The following is a 17,313-nucleotide window of genomic DNA, read 5'->3' on the forward strand; positions in this document are numbered from 1 at the left end:
TTGTCTTTGATGAATTCTTGCCTCAGTGGAATTACACTGCTCAGCCAGAATTACAGGTTATTTAATCCACGATCCTAAGCCAGAGCCGGATGTCTTCTTGGTCACGCTGGATAAGTTAGGTAACATTGCTCCCGATCGTGCCATTGTTGTGGGCGATACACCCTATGACGCAGAAGCTGCAAGCAAGGCTCACTTACGCACGATTGGTGTACTTTCTGGTGGTTTTTCAGCAGAAAACTTACGTCAAGCAGGTTGTATTGCTATCTACCAAAATATAGCCGATCTGCTGGCACACTACGACTCCTCGCCGCTCAAGTAGTCCCCAGCTAATGCTGCATCTCAATTTATCAGGGTTTGGCGAAAGACTTGCGCGAAACCGCGCGTACCATTCGGTATACGCTTTGAGCTACCCAGAGTTAATGCACCCCAAAGCTAGGGCAATCAATACCGATCTACCTAAACCACCAAAACGCACCCACTTTATGATTGATTTCGCGGTGAGTTGGGCGGAGATTCCTGAAGTTGCAGGCGATCGTTATCATCAACGCTATCCCGATGAATCTATTGCTACTTGGCATGAAAGACTAAAATTAACGGACTAGAGATGGAAGCTGAAAACCCCAACTACAGTAGAGTTAAATGGCTAATCTATCAATGCAATGAAAGTTAGTAAAAGGTTAGGCTTGGGGTTGACTCTACTTGCCAGCTTAGGAGTATTAGGAGCGCCAAGCGTCCAAGCTGTGAAGTTAAGAGATGGCACGATTCAATTCGTACAACCCCCGCAACTCGTTAAAGCCAGAGTTACAGATATCAGTCCTGGGGTATCAGCTAGCTACTATTTCACAATTCATTTACCTCAAGCTGCGGGAGAACCATTGCAAAAAATCACGTTGACTCAACAGCTTGGAAAAGAAAACTTAGCATTTAACTTAAAAGGTATTCGCGCAGAAACGAAAACCGAACCAGAGCTAACTTTGGGCGAGATCGCGAACGATCGCCAACAAAAAACGATCTCGATTGGATTTAATCCACCAGTACCACCAGGACAGACAGTGACAATTCGACTGCGTTCGGTAAAGAATCCTTCCTTCGGTGGCGTTTACTTATTTAAAGTCGCAGCGTTCCCACCAGGAGAGAAAGTTCGCAGCCAGTATCTTGGTTTGGGAAGGTTTCAATTTACTAGTCCTGGCGGTACATTTTAAGCGATTGATTGCTACAACCAAAATACTTCCATGTAACATGACTAGAAAGTGGAAGGGCGTTATCAGTCATAGTTCATCAGTCGCAAATCGAAATTTCCACCAAAAGTCATGGAGATATGCATGACCTAACTGATGAAGTTAGTCGAATTGTGAAAAATTCTGGGATTAAAACGGGAATGGTTCACATTTTCAACATTGGTAGCACGGCAAGCATCGGCACAATTGAATTTGAGCCAGGACTGCAACGCGACCTACCCGAACTTCTCAATAAGCTGATTCCACCGAGCCGAGAATACGGACACGAGCAAATGTGGCATGACGGCAACGGACATTCTCATTTGCAGGCAACGTGGCTGGGACCTTCTCTAACTGTGCCAGTACATGAGGGTAAGTTACAGCTTGGAACCTGGCAGCAGATCTTCCATCTTGAATGCGACATCAAGCCGCGACAGAGAAAGATTGTTGTGACGGTTTATGGAGAATAGTTGAAAAGTGCTGTGACTGCCGAGACTTACGCAGAAGACAAGGCTCGTGCCATTTTTGCTATAAGCCAAGAGCTAATTTCAGTAGATCGAAAATCCTCTAGGAAAAGGGTAGAGTCAGGCTAAGCATAAATCGAAAAATAGCCATGCCTCTGTCCCCATCCTCATTATCTGTGGAGCCTGCGCTCACCGATGAAACTACCTTGTCAGCAACGCTCGATTGTCTACTGGAGCACTTGACGATTCCGACACAAGGCGCGTGTAGCCCCGAAACCCTGATGCAAATCTTGATTCGAGCGGCCAGCAAGCAAGACAGCATTGAACATACAACACAACGATTGCAAGGGGTGCCGAGTGGAAATACAATCCGCTACCATCTCGATAAACTCAACCATATGCAGAGCTTGGAAGCGCAATTGAATCAGACATTACAAAGTCGGGTACCGCCTCGAATCGCCAAAGGCAAACAGCGGCTTGCCATCGACTTGCATCTGCTTCCGTACTATGGCACCCCCAGCGAGATAGAACAGCCTTACATTTACCGCGCTCAAGCCAAAGCAGGGACAACGAAGTTCTTCGCTTATGCTACGGTTTATGTGATTGCTCGAAATAAGCGTGTCACGCTGGCAGTTCATGCGGTGCATCGACAAGAAACGCTCTTTGGCAACCCTGACCTATCTGCTCGCCGCCCTGGTTCCCCTGCGCTTACGCATCAAGCGTTTGTATCTGGAGCGTGGCTTTTTCAGTGTAGCCGTGATTCGTTGGCTCAAGGCGCTCAACTTGCCGTTTGTCATGCCAGCTATTGTCCGAGGTAAGCACGGCGGTACGCGCCAATTGCTCAAGGGGCGCAAGAGTTATTTCAGCCGTTACAACTTGAGTGGCTCCTACGGCACGGTAGAGTGCAATCTGGGCATTGTCTGTCGCTACCAACGCGGTCAACGTGGACGATGTGGCGTTGGGTACTTGCTCTACGTCATTCACGGCACAAAAGTATCTCTCTCCACACTGCATCAGGATTATCGCTGCCGCTTTGGCATTGAAACCAGCTATCGAATCAAGAATCATTGTCGCATTCGCACGACCACCAAAAATCCTGTTGTCCGCCTCTTATTTGTTGCATTGGCGTTTGTGTTAGTTAATTTATGGGTGTATTTGCTCTGGCACTTTGTTAGTCGTCGCAAACCCGGAGTTTGTCTAGTCTATCGGGATTTATTTCCCCTCAACACCATGCTAGAGTTCTTATCCCATGCCATAGAGCGTCAGTTTCCGGTGATTCCAGCCATTTTTTTACCGCTGCCTAGCTGAACTTGTTGATCTACTGATACTGCCTACGATAGCCGAGCGAACCGGAAAGCGATTTTCAATCGGGGCATGGTTCCCAACATTCCTGAAAATCGCCGTGGGAGAAAGACTCTGAAACGGGGACGCCAGCCGATTTTCAACCCGGCTATTTTTCAAGAACGGTTTAACACGAGCGAGCGAGTGTTCGCTTGGGAAGATAAGTTTCGGCGTTTACTGCTGCGCTTCGAGCGGATCAGTCAATTGCACTATGCCTTGAAAAGTTTAGCATACACGATGATTAATCTCCGGCATTTCTGCCAGAGCTAAAGTTCTCGTCATCCAGTCTCCAAAAGGTCTCGGCGCTCAAGACCCAGATTTGTCGTGCCTGGGAAACGGGGATACTGGGGAAAAAAGCCTAGAAGCGTATCACAATAGAGCGTTCTTTCCCCTTAAAGGCTCAGCTTGACCTTGCCGCTCAATATTTCACATCAACTTTTACACAAAACCCGCAACCAGTTGTAAGACAGCTTTATATCGCCTCAATACAGCTTACAGAAATTCGGGTAGTTTTGTCGATTTCTATACTACCTATTTAACATCTCTAGAACAGCAACTTCTCCAGTTAACTTTGCTTTCCTAGTTTTTTTTGAATTGCCAACACCGCCGCCTGGGTACGATCGCGCACTCCTAATTTCTGGATAATGGTATGAACGTGTACCCTGACCGTGCCTGGGGTAATGTATAGGGTAGCAGCGATTTCTTGATTGGACTTCCCTGCCGCAATCAAGGCTAGAATTTCTTGCTCCCGTTGCGTTAGCGGTGGGATAGTTTTTGCTGTGGAGGCGATCGCCTCACTCGTATCTAGGTTACGATCGAATGTAGTGCGAATTTCTGTAGTTGCCGTGCGATCCCACCAAGACGCACCAGACGCAACCGAACGAATTGCTAAAATCAAAGTCTCGGCAGCAATCCCTTTCAAACAATAACCCGCCGCTCCTGCGGCAATCAATCGCGCAATCAAAGACTTTTGGGAATGGGAAGTTAAGACTAAAACTGGTAACTGAGGATTTTGCTGTTTAATTTGCCGACACGCCTCTACACCACCAATTCCAGGTAAACCTACATCCAGTAATACCACATCGAGGACGTGGCGCTGTACCATCTCAACGGCTGTTTCCCCATCCACCGCTTCGGCGACAATTTCAATACCCGATTCTTGTTGTAATTTGACTTCTAAACCGAGGCGAAACAGTTCGTCATCTTCAACCAGGAGTAACCGTAAGCAAGGAGACATTCTTATGTATAAACTGACAAAGCGGGTAAGCGAAAACAGAACAGTGCGCCTTGAGGTAAACGATTCTCTGCCCAAATTTTACCTCCATGCGCGGTGATAATTTGCCTTGTCAAGTATAATCCCAACCCAGAACCTTTTGCTTGGCGATCGCTATGTCCTTGGTAAAATCGTTCAAATAGATGCGGTAATTGTTCGCTAGTAATTCCCAACCCGTTATCCACAACTTTGACGACGCAATATCCTGCCTGAGATTCCAGCACCACCTCTACCTTACCACCGCGACGGGAATGATTGATGCCGTTGGTCAGGAGATTAGTAAACACCCGTTCTAATTGCAGCGCATCACCCTGAACCCACATGGCACGGCGAAAATCTGAGTCTCCGTACCCCAAATTAATATAAACCTGACGCGAGGAGGCGAGATCTGTCAAGGAAGCGATCGCTGCTTGTGCAACTGCGACTAAATCCACAGATGCTAATTGTAATTGCAATCCTTCCGTATCGTTGCGATAAACATCCAGCAGCGTTTCTACCAGTTGTAAGGTAGATTGATGCGAGCGGATCATCTTTTCTAGTATCTTGTAATGAGTAGGCGTAACCGTACCGAATTTTCCTTGTTCCCATGCCTTGAGAGTTTCAATTGCTCCTAATAAGGGAGTTTTCAAGTCGTGGGTGAGTGTAGAGGCGAAATCTTCTCTGACTCTAGCCAATTCCTCCTGGGATTGTAACTGAATTTGCTGCTGCGCGATCGCCTGTTCGTATTGACGATTGCGATCGCTCAGAATTCCTGTCACAATCAGAGCGATCGCGGCAATGATGCGGCTAGCCAATGTAGAGGGTTGCACGAGTTCGTCCCCAGGAATCCACAAGTTTAAAATCGTTAAAACTACAGCAATGAGGGTAGCGTAAAATGTTGCTTTCCTACCCAAACGGGAAGCAGAAATTAAAATCGGTCCCGTATAAAGATAGCCAAAAACATAATCTACGGGAGTAACGAACTCTAGAATCAACACCACTATAAATAGGCTGACAACTTGCCACAGCGAACTCCACCTAAATTTTCTATCGGATACAAAGGTTTCGTCCTTAATTAAGCGATGCCTCATTCAAAGTTCTATCTCAAAGCAGAAGGCGAACGGGATGAGTCTGCAAGACTTAGATACTATTATACTTAATATTCTTAATATTATATTACTCTTAATTCAAAAGATTTGTTAACCAAGAACACTTCTACTTAGGAAAATAATCAGGGCAATTGAGTGCGGCTAGAGTTAGAACTTTAGAAGGGTTAACAGCACATTGGAGATAGTTACTTTGGCAAAAGAAACGACATTTACGACAGGGAATTTCGTTAACTTCCCGCAAACGGTAGTTCTGAGAAAATCTATTTTTTCCTTTGATAACTTTCCTCAAAACTAAAAGAATCACCGCAACAAATATGACTGCTAGTGCTTGGGTATGGGAAGCCAATAATAGAGATAGATCGGGTGAATCCCCTCTCCCAGGTATATTATCAGTAGATCGATCGAGCCTCGGCTGCCTTGTTTCAATTGAAAAAACCTCTAAGGTACGCATACGAAATCTTTGCCTATTTTAAGAATCACTGAGTCATTTCAGGTTTAGTAAAGGTTGAATGAGTTGAAGATTTGGCAAAAAGCAAATTTGAGAAAGCTCTACTTTTAAGTCGAATGCAGGCGGGTGTGATTTTATTCCTAAGCTTAGGCAAGTAAATATTGCTAAACCTATAGTTGTTAACCAAACTAAATCTAAAAATAGTCTAGAGCTTTTGCGAATATTTTTTGCTTCCACTGCCGAAACTTGAGGCGCAGTTTTGGTACGAGTGTCAGATAATGGAATCGCTGTTTGCAATTGAAAAAGGAGTGCTGTATCTTGAACTGATGCTGAATCCTCGCCGGCATTTTGGATGCGATACCAACAGCGAGTCTGTGGCTCGAATACAGTTACAGAGAATTCCGGCGACTTAGTAAGAAATGAGTTAATTAAGTTTAAAGCTTTAACTTTAGTTTTTGAATTCAATACAGGAGCGAAATTGCTTTGCTGCGACGCAGCTATAGTTGGGCAGATTGGATTTTGTAAGAACTCAGCATTCAAATCTCTAATAACTTCTGTCGCCAATTGATAGCGCCATCTAGTAGAATTTTGCAATAGGCGAGCGAGGATCTGACCGAGGCGATCGCTGACTGGTAAGCCCAGATAACATCGCCATACCCAACTATCTTCACTACTATCAAATATATCGAAGGGAGGTACTTGAATCAATAAATGGATGCAAGTTACTCCCAAACTGTAAAGATCGCTAGCAAACGTTGCCTTACCCCTAATTTGTTCTGGTGCGGCGTATTCTGCACTACCAATAATTGTTTCAGTCTGTCCTAATGCTGGACCAGTAGCACACTTAGCTACACTAAAATCAACTAATACTAATTGACCGTCGCTGCTACGGCGAATAACGTTTGCAGGCTTAATGTCTTGATGAATGATATTGCGGCTGTGGATGAAGTGTAAAACAGGCAACAAATCGTTAAGTAACTGTCTAATTTTACTTTCATCGAAAGCACCTTCCTCAGCAAATTCTTGTTCCAGGGTTCGCCCGTCTACAAACTCTTGCACGAGGTATTGGTGTCCGTCTTGCTCGAAGCGATCTAGTAAGTGCGGAATCTGAGGATGTTGACCCAAAGCTTCTAGTCGTAGGGCTTCTCGATCAAATCGTGCCAAAGCTTGCTGCTGGCGATCGCAAATGTGAAATTGAGGTAAAAATTGCTTGAGTACGCATAGGGATTTAGACGCATAGGATTCATCTACAACCAAAAAAGTTCTCCCCATTCCGCCTTGACCCATTGGTTTGAGGATGCGGTATCGTTGTTGCAAAAGTAATGAGGACTTACAGCTCTGACAGAACTCTACATTTGAAGGATTCTGTGGATGCGAACAAGTGAGGTTGAAGCAGTAGCTCATATTAGAAGGTAAGAATTCCGTTACTTGTTGCGATGACAATCGCGCCTTGACATACTTCCATCGAGTAGCGTAGTGTTGCAAAGGATGGCACTCCTGTTGATAGCGATCGCGCTATCGAGCAAGTTAGCACTAGTCAAGTTAGCGTTTCGCAGATCGGTTCTTTTCAAATTAGATTGTTGTAAATTTGCGTTCTGCAAATTGATTCCGCTCATAGAGGTATTTTCTAAGTTGGCTCTAGTTAAATTAGCTCCTGTTAAATTTGCACCTCTAAGATCTGCCCATTCTAAATCTGCTCCTGCTAAATTGGCTCCTCTTAAATCGGCTCCCTGTAAATTAGCTGCTCTAAGATTGATTCCGGATAAATTTGCTGCAACTAAATTTGCTTGCGACAAGTCGCATCCGATACACTCCTTATCTGCTTGCAACTTTTGGAGATTTGGTTGTCTGATAAAATCTCCGTCGTATCCTGCTAGCAGAGATGTGGTTAGCGTAAACGATACAGCAGTTACAGAACGTATGAAAAAGGTCAGCATATGTCACGCTTGTGGGCAAAGTACTATGAAATGTCTAAACAGCGATTTCTTAATACTTGGATTTCTTAATACTTAGCTCTATACAGAATTTGTAGGTAAACGTTTTTTACTTTTATCAGTTTTATTCTGCCATTCCTAGTTATGGAATTCATGCGATCGCTGATATATCTTCCTGTTTAGCTCTATAGCAGGCAGCGTTTAGCTAGCGTTTAGTGCTAAATATACCTTCTGATATAGAAAGAAAATAAATTATATATATAGTTTAGTGTATGCGATCGCTGCTATTGTTATTACCGTCGGTATAAACAGCAGCATTAAAAAATTTATACCTAAACTTAATTGTGAAACTTAAGCAACATCAGCTAGCTTATGAAAAGCAATCAATATTTGGCTGATAGGTCAAACATATGAGTTTTGGAGAGCCGAATCTAGTTGGGGTCACTATTCAAGAGAATAGTGTTTACTCTGGTATAGATTTATCGCGCATACAACTACCTAAAAATTGTGTTTTTGTAGGTTTGATGAGAAAAGAACAGCTGATATTAGCTGGTAACGAACCTACTATCCGATATGGAGATTACTTACTGGCTTTGGCGCTCGTTCCTGCTGTAGTTCCAGCACTTAAAATGGTTTTGAGAAAGACTCATCCTGTTTCTTGGTCTCCTTTAAGATGTAGTCTCAACTGGGAGCAAAATCACCTATTGTTGACAAAAGATTTAGTTGAGATATATGTGTAGTAGAGGATTGTATCAAGCTGCTATAACCCTACTGTTCTTAGCAGAAATCTTTCCTGGGATAGATAGTTTCAGAGAACGATTTTTGTCATCCGATAGAGCAGTTTTTGAGCCATTCGTTATTGCTGGCGAACCGAAGACAAACAGCCAAGGTTTTCGGTTAGGTAAAAAGATGTTATTTAAGAGTACTTGGCGGCGTGCTTCTACAATAAAACAGCTCACATCTAAAACATAGGAATTATCAAATGGATGCCGATCGTTCGCTCAACTCCAAAGCAGAAGAAAATAAAGCAAATGAAACGCCACAATCTTCTGTTTTACAGAATAGTAAAACACAGCACGAGCTAAACGTGTATAGGCTGTTGCTGAGAAACCCAAGCAAACCGACGATAATATTCTGATAGAGCTGCTTGGCAAAAGCAATCAAGTTAAAAAATATATATGTGGTATATGTGGCAAGGATTTTTCCAAATTGCATTAACGCTAGTCATATTAGTAGCCATTACTCCCTTTTTCGGGAGCTACATGGCTAATGTTTTCTTACAGAAGCAAACAATACTCGATCCGGTAGCGAACCCCATAGAGCGCGTTATTTACGCATTAGGTGGCGTTCGTGCTAAAGATGACATGACTGGCTGGCAATACGCCCAGGCGATACTTTACAGCAACATCGTCATGGGTATTTTAGTCTTTTTCTTAATTATGAATCAGGGATGGCTACCCCTGAATCCGACAAATTTGGGTGCGCCTAGCTGGGACTTAGCACTACACACGACAATTTCATTCATTACTAATACAAACCAACAACATTATTCTGGCGAGACGACTCTGAGCTATGGCTCTCAGGTGTTGGCGCTGGCGTATCATATGTTTACCTCGGCGGCGACAGGACTAGCAGTAGGAATTGCTTTTATACGCGGTTTAACAGGTAGACCCTTGGGTAATTTCTATGTCGATCTCGTGCGAGCGATTACGCGAATTTTACTGCCAATTTCAATTGTGGGCGCGATCGCGTTATTAATTGCAGGCGTACCAGAAACTCTAGCAGCACCAGCCACAGTTACAACTTTAGAGGGTGCAACCCAAGTCATCGCCAGAGGACCAGTTGCCCATTTTGAAATTATTAAAGAGCTAGGAGAAAATGGCGGTGGCTTTTTTGGGATTAACTCCGCTCACCCTTATGAAAACCCAAATGCCTTTACCAACCTGGTAGAAATTATTGCGATGGTATGTATCCCAGCCGCTTTAATTATCACCTACAGTATCTTTGCTAACAATAAAAAGCAAGGATGGCTGCTGTTTTGGATGGTATTTATTATTTTTACCACCTTAGTTGTGGTGACAGGAGTAGGTGAATACCAAGGCAACCCTCTCGTAAATAACTTAATTGGCGATAGTCCTAACTTAGAAGGAAAAGAAGTTAGATTTGGTTGGGCAGAAACAGCACTGTGGGCAGTTTTGACTACCGGAACGATGTGCGGTGCAGTCAATGGAATGCATGATTCTCTCATGCCAACTGGTGGCTTTTCCACTTTATTTAATATGTTCGTCCAAATGGTTTGGGGCGGTCAAGGTACGGGAACTGCTTATTTGTTTGTTTACCTAATCTTGACCGTGTTTCTGACAGGATTGATGGTAGGTAGAACCCCAGAATTTCTCGGACGCAAAATTGAAAAAAGAGAAATTGTCCTCGCCAGCGTTATCCTACTCGTCCACCCGATCGCGATTTTAATTCCTAGTGCAATTACCCTTGCCTTTCCCGATACCCTAGCTGGCATCAGCAACCCTGGTTTTCATGGTATTTCTCAAGTTGTCTACGAATACACCTCAGCCGCCGCTAACAATGGTTCTGGCTTTGAAGGATTGGGAGATGCAACCCTGTGGTGGAATTTGAGTGCTTGTTTCAGCTTATTAGCAGGGCGTTACTTACCAATTGTTGCCCTGCTACTCTTAGCCGACAGCATGATGCGTAAACAACCAGTACCAGAAACTGCTGGGACTTTGAGAACCGATACGCTGCTATTTACAGGTGTTACGGCTGGCGTAATTTTGATCCTCGGCGTACTCACATTCTTCCCCGTACTTGCTTTAGGACCAATTGCTGAAGGATTTCGACTCGCATCTGGCACTTAGAAGAAAAAGGCTAATAGCTAATTTTTCGTTGTCGATCGCCATTAGTTATCAGTCATTAGCAATTAACAATTAACCACTCGCCTCAAATATGGATTCTGCAACTTCTACGTCAAAACCACCACGTCCCAGACCGCACGGACCTCGCGGCGATCGCAAGCATACACCTAAAGTAGACACGAAAGGGCTTTACAAGAGAGCAATAAAAGAATCTTTTGTCAAGCTCAAGCCGCGCGTGATGTTGAAAAATCCCGTCATGTTCGTGGTTTACGTGGGTACGATCGTCACCATTTTGATGACATTTGACCCCAATTTATTTGGTCCAGTCCAAGGCGAAAACCTGCGATTCTTTAACGGATTAATTGCGCTAATTTTATTCTTCACCGTTGTCTTTGCTAACTTTGCCGAAGCCGTAGCAGAAGGGCGAGGCAAGGCGCAAGCCGATGCTTTGCGATCGACGAAATCAGATACAATTGCCAAGAAACTCTTACCCGATGGCTCGATTCAAGAAATTTCTTCCACCCAACTGCATCGCGGCGATATGGTGAAGGTGGTTGCAGGTGATATCATCCCCGCCGATGGAGAAGTCTTAAATGGCGTGGCTTCCGTAGATGAATCGGCAATTACGGGAGAATCTGCACCCGTATTGAAAGAACCAGGTTCGGATGTGGCTAGTTCCGTCACGGGTGGGACGCGCATTCTCTCGGACGAATTGAGCATTCGCATTACCGCCGATCCTGGCAAAGGCTTTATCGATCGCATGATTGCCTTGGTAGAAGGGGCAGAACGCGCTAAAACTCCGAATGAAATTGCGCTAACGGTATTATTGGCGGTTCTAACATTGGTGTTTCTATTCGTTGTCGCAACGTTACCCCCAGTCGCTAACTATGTCAGCAGCCCTGTCAGTATTGCAATTTTAATCGCCTTATTAGTCGCACTCATCCCAACCACAATTGGTGGTTTATTGAGCGCGATCGGGATTGCCGGCATGGATCGGGTAGCGCAATTTAACGTTATAGCCACCTCTGGACGCGCCGTAGAAGCTTGCGGCGATGTCAACACTCTGATTTTAGACAAAACAGGCACGATCACGCTAGGCAATCGTCTGGCAGAAGAGTTTGTACCTGTTAACGGTCATTCCATGAATGACATTGCACGGGTGGCTTTGGCAGCTAGCGTATTTGACAATACACCCGAAGGCAAATCAATCGTTCGTCTAGCGGAAAAATTGGGAGCAACGGTAGACTTCGATCGCAACGCTGCTGAAGGAATTGAATTTTCTGCTAAAACTCGCATGAGTGGGACGAATCTACCCGATGGCAGCGAGGTACGTAAAGGTGCGGTAGGCGCGATTAAAGGTTTCGTGCGATCGCGTAACGGTAAAGAAACTCCCGAACTCGATGCCGCCTACGAACGTATTTCTCAACTAGGTGGTACGCCCCTAGCAGTGGCGCTCAATGGCGAGATTTACGGCGTAATTTATCTCAAAGATATCGTCAAGCCAGGCATCCGCGATCGCTTCGATCAGTTGCGGCGCATGGGTGTACGCACGGTCATGTTAACTGGTGACAACCGCGTTACTGCTAGTGTAATTGCTCAAGAAGCGGGAGTTGATGACTTTATTGCCGAAGCCACTCCCGAAGACAAAATCGAAGTGATTCAACGGGAACAAGCACAAGGTAAAATAGTGGCAATGACGGGGGATGGAACGAATGACGCGCCAGCATTAGCACAGGCGAATGTAGGTGTAGCAATGAATTCGGGCACGCAAGCCGCGAAAGAAGCGGCAAATATGGTCGATTTGGACTCCGATCCGACGAAGTTAATTGATATCGTCACTATAGGTAAACAACTGCTAATTACCCGTGGGGCGCTGACGACTTTTTCTATTGCCAATGATATTGCTAAATATTTTGCAATTATCCCTGTCATTTTTGCTTCAGCTAGGCTAGAAAGTCTCAATATTATGGGTTTGACTAGTACAAACTCAGCCGTATTATCAGCATTAATTTACAATGCTCTAGTTATCCCCGCTTTGATTCCATTAGCATTAACGGGGGTGAAGTTTAGACCGCTATCAGCTAATCAATTACTCCAACGTAATATTTTGCTTTACGGCTTGGGTGGGGTAATTGCGCCGTTTATTGCTATTAAGTTAATCGATCTTGTAGTAACGGCGGTAGGATTGGCGTAATGGTAATTTTAAAAGCAGATGGACGTAGATGAATATGTTGAAGAGGAAAAAATAGATGAAACGACATTCTTATTCAAAAAAACAGCCACAAACTACCAATTACTCATTATCCATTAACAATTCATTCAATTGGCATCGGCATAAATTACCGATTGTAATTTTCCTCGTTTTATCCCTGAACGCAATTCTTGCTCCAGTAGTTTATGCTGCTACTGGCGACGGTTGGCAACGCACTCAAGCTTATGCTTTAGGAATACTAGGTTTCGTCACTTTGGGATTAGTAGTTTACTTATTTGATGTTGTATTTCGACCGGAGCGTTATTAATATGTCTATTGCAGGAGAAGCTTCTAGAGCGGTACGGATGACTCTAGTTCTCTGGATCTTAACGGCGATTATCTATCCTTTAGTAATCTTAGTGGTAGGACAAGTTTTCTTTCCTTACCAGGCGAACGGTAGCATCGTCCCGAATCTTCAAGGACAACCAGCAGGTTCGGCTTTAATCGGTCAAGTTTTCACCAGCGATCGCTATTTTCAAAGTCGTCCCAGTACGACAAACTATAGCAGTTTTACAGCCCAAGAACGCGATCCAGAAAATGTCGGTCAAACTACTGGCGTGTCTGGTGCTAGCAACTACGCTCCCAGTAACCCAGCCTTACTCGATCGCATTCAAGGCAAAGACGATCCAGATCCGAAAAATCAAATTGAAGGAGCGATTCCGCAATTAAGGGCAGCGGGAATTGAACCAACTGCCGACCTTGTATACACTTCTGGTTCTAGCCTAGATCCCCACATTACATTAGAAGCAGCAGCAGCACAAATAGCACGGGTAGCAAAGACACGAAATATCTCTCCCGATGAAATCGTACCTCTGGTAAACAAGCATACCCAAGGCAGATTTCTAGGAATATTTGGCGAACCTGGGGTAAATGTATTGAAGTTAAATCAAGAATTAGATGTTCTCACGGCGGCGAAGAAGTAAACGGCATTTAGAGCAGTTTGCTCAATACACAAAAAATGTATGAGGAAATGGCAAAATAGTTAAAAGATAATTAAGTTTAGTAGAGTCATGCATCTTTATGAGCGTTCGCCGTGAGATACTAAGTGTCAGTCCCAGTGGAAGTTATAACAGTCGTCCGATGAAACGAGGCAAACACAAAATCTTCATCGGTATGGCTCCAGGGGTAGGGAAGACTTTCCGAATGCTGGAAGAAGGTCATAGGCTGAGACGCGAAGGTATTGATGTGGTCGTAGGTTTACTAGAAACCCACGGGCGCAAGGAAACAGCTCAAAAAGTGGAAGGGTTAGAAATAATCCCCCGCCAGCAAATTTTGCGTAGCGGATTGACATTAACCGAAATGGATACGGAGGCGATTATTCAGAGATCGCCTCAATTAGTTTTGGTAGATGAGCTGGCTCATACAAACGTCCCTGGTTCTAAATATGAAAAACGCTATCAAGATGTAGAAGATATTTTAAGAGCGGGCATTGATGTTTACTCGACTGTTAACATTCAACACCTCGAAAGTCTCAACGATTTAGTGGCGCGGATCACAGGAATCGTAGTGCGAGAGCGAGTTCCCAATCGCTTGTTAGACGAAGCAGATGAGGTAGTGGTAGTCGATGTCACCCCAGAAACTTTGGAAGAGAGATTACTGGAAGGCAAAATCTACGCTACTAATAAAATTGACCAATGTTTGCAAAATTTCTTCCAACGCCGCAACCTAATCGCTTTAAGAGAATTAGCACTACGAGAAGTAGCGGATAATGTAGAAGATGATGCTTTAGAACTGGATGCTCGTGCTACCAGTAATAGAACAATGGACGGGCAATACTGTAACATTCACGAGCGGGTCTTAGTATGCATATCTACTTATCCTAACTCGGTACAACTGTTGCGCCGAGGTGCAAGAATTGCCGGATATGCTAATGCACCGCTCTATACTGTGTTTGTCGAAGAGTCAGACCGCTTTCTTTCCAGAGAAGAAAGCTTGCACGTTGAGACTTGTGAAAAATTGTGTCAAGAATTTGGCGGTAGTTTCATGCGCGTCAAAAGCCATGATATTGCCCAAGCGATCGCCGATGTCGCTTGTAAATATCACATTACCCAAATTGTCATTGGCGAAAGCCAGCGATCGCGCTGGAAAATCTTACTAAAAGGTTCCCTCACTCAAAAGTTAGTCCGACTGCTAAAAAATGTCGATCTGCACATCATCGCCACCGATAAAAAAGAGCCCTGCTCTCAATCCACTGTAAACGCACCACTGTAAAAGGACAAGGGAGACAAGAGAGATGGATATTGTCAAATTAAGTAGAAGGTAACAGGGATAGCAGTTGATGGGATAATTTCCTTTCATGACTACAAAACCTGACTTGTACCATCGTTACCGCTTTTGGTCCGAGACGATTGGCTACTGTGTCTGGCTTTCCAATTCGTTTTCCCTCAGCTACCGAGACGTAGAGAAGATGATGCTGTATCTAGGCATAGAAGTCACTTATGAGACGTTAAGGGATTGGAATGATAAGTTCGCGCAAACTTATGGTAAATGAAATCTGTTGTCGTCGCTCCAAGCAAAGTCGGAAGTGACATTTAGATGAGATGAGAGTAGAAATTAGGGGAGAAGTATATTGGCGCTCGGCGGGCGGTAGACGAGCACGGTTAGGTTTTAAATATCTTGATGTCCAAACGCAGGGATACGAAGGCAGCCAAGAGATTTTTTGCTGAAAATCATCAAGTAAGTTGGATTCACTCCGAGCGTGGTTATGGCATTTTGGTAGCAATGCTTATCTTACATGAGTTTGAGGCTTAACTGAACCGTATTGACTACTCAATGTGTTTCTTGAGAAACTCAACTAAAAAAACTCCCCCAAGCACGAATTTCAAAGTCTGAGGGAGATTTGAGCAATGACAGAATTTGTCAAGCAGGTGCTTGTGCTCGTTTTTGCAACCAGCGCAGCACCGCAGCTTTCTCTAAAAGTCCAACTAGTATGCCATTCTCCCCAATTACAGGTAGCGCCGAGCGCTGCTGTTGTTCTAGTATTTTTACTGCTTCTAGTAGCGATTGCTCGGATTGAATCATCGCCGATGCTTCGATCGGTTGCATCAATTCTCTCACTTGGGTTTCTGCCCAACGTGAAGTAGGAACCACTCTTAAAGCATCTAGAGTCATCGTACCAACCAGTTGCCCTTCAAGATCGGTGACTAAAAACCTCTCCCACTTACCATGATCGAGAATCGATTCATCAGCAAATTCTCTCAAAGAAAGCTCGGCTGATACTATTGGGCTGTCAAAATTTACTGCCTCTGCTACCTTAAAACTCTTTAGTATTGACTGCAATGTAGCAGATTGGGCAGTCCTAGTAGCGTTTTGAAGTAAAAACCAACCTAATATGAGGTTCCAGAAGTTACCAAAACTACCAAACAATAGTAGGGGAATTAAGCCACTTGCGATCGCCAGCCAGCCAATGAATTGTCCGGCTCTACTGGCAAAGACAACACCTTTTTCAGGATTACCCGTAATTTTCCAAACTAGTGCTTTGAGGATGTTACCCCCATCCAAAGGTAAGCCAGGAATTAAGTTGAACAGCGCCAACGCCAAATTCACGTAAGCCAACGTTCCTACAACTGCGGCGAAAGGTGCTAGTAATGGGACACTGGCGTTAATTGTTGTCAATAGCCCGAACAACAATAAACTGACTAAAGGACCAGCGATCGCTACCCAAAACGCTTCACTGGGAGTTTTTGATTCTTTCTCCAGGCTGGCAAGACCGCCAAACAGAAATAAAGTTATCGATTTAACTTCAATTCCCTGCCCGATCGCAACGAAACTGTGTCCTAGTTCGTGCGCTAAGACTGAAGCAAATAGCAATAGAGCGGTAGTTAATCCCAACAACAAGGGTAGCAAACTACCCCAAGCTGGGAACTGCGTTGCTAACCCACTGGTATAACTCCAACTCACCAAGCCCAAAACCAAAAACCAGGACGGGGCGATATAGAAGGGAATACCAAATAGATTACCAACGCGAATAGTGCCGTTCATATAAAGCACCTCTAAACTTTGAACTGTAAGAATTTGAGCAGTTGGGGATCGGCGCGACACGGCTTGTCGTCAGACCTTTTCTCTCTTTCTCCATCTAGTGTAACGAATTGTAAAGAAGCTTTAAACTATTTAACTATCGTAGTATCCGTCCGCTCAAGTGCGGTTAACAAGCATCGTCAGGAAAACGATCGCGCCTTCGAGATAGCAGAGAACAAATTGACCCGACATATTCTCATTCTTGTTGTTTGAAGGTGATCGCTGCGGTTGCACCGAGGCTAGTGATGAGTGTCACACACAACGACTGGAACGAGCTGCTCGTGCCTCAACTGCAACTCTAATCATGGGGATTGCTGCTTTACCAAGCAGGTGAATGCTCTCATTCTAAATCTTGTTGCTCCATTTCTTCTCCAGCTGCGCGGTAGTAAGCAGCGATCGCCGCCTCTTGTTCG

19 protein-coding genes and 2 pseudogenes are annotated in these 17,313 nt (G+C 44.4%); 14 read left to right on the plus strand and 7 right to left on the minus strand.

From position 1 onward, the window contains the following. Positions 1-25 precede the first annotated feature (25 nt). The 6 genes and pseudogenes from DSM107010_RS31960 (at position 26) to DSM107010_RS31985 (ending at position 3,292) form a co-directional block, all read left to right on the plus strand. Complete coding sequence (locus DSM107010_RS31960) at positions 26-319, plus strand: HAD family hydrolase (protein ID WP_199755892.1); 294 nt, start codon at positions 26-28, stop codon at positions 317-319. Positions 320-329: 10 nt separating this feature from the next. Beyond that, complete coding sequence (locus DSM107010_RS31965) at positions 330-602, plus strand: hypothetical protein (RefSeq protein ID WP_106167672.1); 273 nt, start codon at positions 330-332, stop codon at positions 600-602. A 57-nt stretch (positions 603-659) separates the two neighbouring features. Continuing rightward, positions 660-1,202 carry a DUF2808 domain-containing protein gene (locus DSM107010_RS31970; protein WP_106167671.1) on the plus strand — a complete coding sequence of 181 codons (543 nt, stop codon included), beginning with the start codon at positions 660-662 and terminating at the stop codon, positions 1,200-1,202. 68 nt (positions 1,203-1,270) lie between these two features. Beyond that, the gene (locus tag DSM107010_RS31975; RefSeq protein WP_106167670.1) at positions 1,271-1,687 is read left to right on the plus strand and encodes a secondary thiamine-phosphate synthase enzyme YjbQ; all 417 of its coding nucleotides are present in this window, start codon (positions 1,271-1,273) and stop codon (positions 1,685-1,687) included. Positions 1,688-1,830: 143 nt separating this feature from the next. After that, positions 1,831-2,989, plus strand: a pseudogene (locus tag DSM107010_RS43325) (ISH3 family transposase). 66 nt (positions 2,990-3,055) lie between these two features. Beyond that, positions 3,056-3,292: a hypothetical protein gene (locus tag DSM107010_RS31985; protein ID WP_219888842.1), complete on the plus strand. Its 237-nt coding sequence runs from the start codon at positions 3,056-3,058 to the stop codon at positions 3,290-3,292. 295 nt (positions 3,293-3,587) lie between these two features. On the opposite strand, the gene DSM107010_RS31990 is transcribed toward DSM107010_RS31985, so the two are convergent. From DSM107010_RS31990 to DSM107010_RS32010, 6 genes and pseudogenes are all read right to left on the minus strand, one after another. Further along, positions 3,588-4,259, minus strand: coding sequence for a response regulator transcription factor (locus DSM107010_RS31990; protein WP_127024876.1), 672 nt, complete (start codon positions 4,257-4,259; stop codon positions 3,588-3,590). 2 nt (positions 4,260-4,261) lie between these two features. Next, positions 4,262-5,365 (minus strand): sensor histidine kinase, encoded by a 1,104-nt coding sequence (locus DSM107010_RS31995; RefSeq protein ID WP_106169469.1) that lies wholly within the window; start codon positions 5,363-5,365, stop codon positions 4,262-4,264. Between the two features lie 124 nt (positions 5,366-5,489). Further along, positions 5,490-5,834 carry a hypothetical protein gene (locus DSM107010_RS32000; protein ID WP_127024879.1) on the minus strand — a complete coding sequence of 115 codons (345 nt, stop codon included), beginning with the start codon at positions 5,832-5,834 and terminating at the stop codon, positions 5,490-5,492. A gap of 33 nt (positions 5,835-5,867) precedes the next feature. Next, complete coding sequence (locus tag DSM107010_RS32005) at positions 5,868-7,148, minus strand: serine/threonine-protein kinase (protein ID WP_199755895.1); 1,281 nt, start codon at positions 7,146-7,148, stop codon at positions 5,868-5,870. A 15-nt stretch (positions 7,149-7,163) separates the two neighbouring features. Continuing rightward, positions 7,164-7,235 (minus strand): annotated as a pseudogene (locus tag DSM107010_RS43330) (4-Cys prefix domain-containing protein); the annotation flags it as partial. Between the two features lie 20 nt (positions 7,236-7,255). Next, positions 7,256-7,768: a pentapeptide repeat-containing protein gene (locus DSM107010_RS32010; RefSeq protein ID WP_106169467.1), complete on the minus strand. Its 513-nt coding sequence runs from the start codon at positions 7,766-7,768 to the stop codon at positions 7,256-7,258. Positions 7,769-8,175: 407 nt separating this feature from the next. Here DSM107010_RS32010 and DSM107010_RS32015 point away from each other — a divergent pair, with 407 nt between their 5' ends. From DSM107010_RS32015 to DSM107010_RS32045, 8 genes are all read left to right on the plus strand, one after another. Then, the gene (locus tag DSM107010_RS32015) at positions 8,176-8,505 is read left to right on the plus strand and encodes a TrkA C-terminal domain-containing protein (protein WP_106169466.1); all 330 of its coding nucleotides are present in this window, start codon (positions 8,176-8,178) and stop codon (positions 8,503-8,505) included. Next, on the plus strand, positions 8,498-8,737 hold the full coding sequence (locus DSM107010_RS32020) for a hypothetical protein (RefSeq protein ID WP_106169465.1): 240 nt from the start codon (positions 8,498-8,500) through the stop codon (positions 8,735-8,737). The genes DSM107010_RS32015 and DSM107010_RS32020 overlap by 8 nt, the downstream gene beginning before the upstream one ends. Positions 8,738-8,747: 10 nt before the next feature. Next, entirely contained in the window at positions 8,748-8,903 is a 156-nt protein-coding gene (locus DSM107010_RS40445) for a hypothetical protein (RefSeq protein WP_181246487.1), read from the plus strand. A gap of 49 nt (positions 8,904-8,952) precedes the next feature. Continuing rightward, positions 8,953-10,635: a potassium-transporting ATPase subunit KdpA gene (gene kdpA, locus DSM107010_RS32025; RefSeq protein WP_127024893.1), complete on the plus strand. Its 1,683-nt coding sequence runs from the start codon at positions 8,953-8,955 to the stop codon at positions 10,633-10,635. 88 nt (positions 10,636-10,723) lie between these two features. Beyond that, positions 10,724-12,826, plus strand: a complete 2,103-nt coding sequence (kdpB, locus tag DSM107010_RS32030; RefSeq protein ID WP_127024884.1) for a potassium-transporting ATPase subunit KdpB — start codon at positions 10,724-10,726, stop codon at positions 12,824-12,826. Positions 12,827-12,881: 55 nt separating this feature from the next. Next, positions 12,882-13,151 carry a potassium-transporting ATPase subunit F gene (locus DSM107010_RS32035; RefSeq protein ID WP_106167664.1) on the plus strand — a complete coding sequence of 90 codons (270 nt, stop codon included), beginning with the start codon at positions 12,882-12,884 and terminating at the stop codon, positions 13,149-13,151. A gap of 1 nt (position 13,152) precedes the next feature. Then, on the plus strand, positions 13,153-13,806 hold the full coding sequence (kdpC, locus tag DSM107010_RS32040) for a K(+)-transporting ATPase subunit C (RefSeq protein WP_106167663.1): 654 nt from the start codon (positions 13,153-13,155) through the stop codon (positions 13,804-13,806). A gap of 97 nt (positions 13,807-13,903) precedes the next feature. Beyond that, positions 13,904-15,094, plus strand: coding sequence for a universal stress protein (locus tag DSM107010_RS32045; protein WP_241994427.1), 1,191 nt, complete (start codon positions 13,904-13,906; stop codon positions 15,092-15,094). A gap of 648 nt (positions 15,095-15,742) precedes the next feature. On the opposite strand, the gene DSM107010_RS32050 is transcribed toward DSM107010_RS32045, so the two are convergent. Further along, entirely contained in the window at positions 15,743-16,864 is a 1,122-nt protein-coding gene (locus tag DSM107010_RS32050; protein WP_127024887.1) for a site-2 protease family protein, read from the minus strand. Between the last annotated feature and the right edge of the window lie 449 nt (positions 16,865-17,313).

The sequence above is a fragment of the Chroococcidiopsis cubana SAG 39.79 genome, from assembly GCF_003991895.1.
GTDB classification, from domain to species: Bacteria; Cyanobacteriota; Cyanobacteriia; order Cyanobacteriales; family Chroococcidiopsidaceae; genus Chroococcidiopsis; species Chroococcidiopsis thermalis.

Excerpts from the sequence above, each read along its gene's own strand:
- DSM107010_RS31965 (WP_106167672.1), top strand. The coding sequence starts at position 330 with ATGCTGCATCTCAATTTATCAGGGTTTGGCGAAAGACTTGCGCGAAAC.
- DSM107010_RS31970 (WP_106167671.1), top strand. The coding sequence starts at position 660 with ATGAAAGTTAGTAAAAGGTTAGGCTTGGGGTTGACTCTACTTGCCAGC.
- DSM107010_RS31985 (WP_219888842.1), top strand. The coding sequence starts at position 3,056 with ATGGTTCCCAACATTCCTGAAAATCGCCGTGGGAGAAAGACTCTGAAA.
- DSM107010_RS31990 (WP_127024876.1), bottom strand. The coding sequence starts at position 4,259 with ATGTCTCCTTGCTTACGGTTACTCCTGGTTGAAGATGACGAACTGTTT.
- DSM107010_RS31995 (WP_106169469.1), bottom strand. The coding sequence starts at position 5,365 with ATGAGGCATCGCTTAATTAAGGACGAAACCTTTGTATCCGATAGAAAA.
- DSM107010_RS32000 (WP_127024879.1), bottom strand. The coding sequence starts at position 5,834 with ATGCGTACCTTAGAGGTTTTTTCAATTGAAACAAGGCAGCCGAGGCTC.
- DSM107010_RS32010 (WP_106169467.1), bottom strand. The coding sequence starts at position 7,768 with ATGCTGACCTTTTTCATACGTTCTGTAACTGCTGTATCGTTTACGCTA.
- DSM107010_RS32015 (WP_106169466.1), top strand. The coding sequence starts at position 8,176 with ATGAGTTTTGGAGAGCCGAATCTAGTTGGGGTCACTATTCAAGAGAAT.
- DSM107010_RS32020 (WP_106169465.1), top strand. The coding sequence starts at position 8,498 with ATGTGTAGTAGAGGATTGTATCAAGCTGCTATAACCCTACTGTTCTTA.
- DSM107010_RS40445 (WP_181246487.1), top strand. The coding sequence starts at position 8,748 with ATGGATGCCGATCGTTCGCTCAACTCCAAAGCAGAAGAAAATAAAGCA.
- kdpA (WP_127024893.1), top strand. The coding sequence starts at position 8,953 with ATGTGGCAAGGATTTTTCCAAATTGCATTAACGCTAGTCATATTAGTA.
- kdpB (WP_127024884.1), top strand. The coding sequence starts at position 10,724 with ATGGATTCTGCAACTTCTACGTCAAAACCACCACGTCCCAGACCGCAC.
- DSM107010_RS32035 (WP_106167664.1), top strand. The coding sequence starts at position 12,882 with ATGAAACGACATTCTTATTCAAAAAAACAGCCACAAACTACCAATTAC.
- kdpC (WP_106167663.1), top strand. The coding sequence starts at position 13,153 with ATGTCTATTGCAGGAGAAGCTTCTAGAGCGGTACGGATGACTCTAGTT.
- DSM107010_RS32045 (WP_241994427.1), top strand. The coding sequence starts at position 13,904 with ATGAGCGTTCGCCGTGAGATACTAAGTGTCAGTCCCAGTGGAAGTTAT.
- DSM107010_RS32050 (WP_127024887.1), bottom strand. The coding sequence starts at position 16,864 with ATGAACGGCACTATTCGCGTTGGTAATCTATTTGGTATTCCCTTCTAT.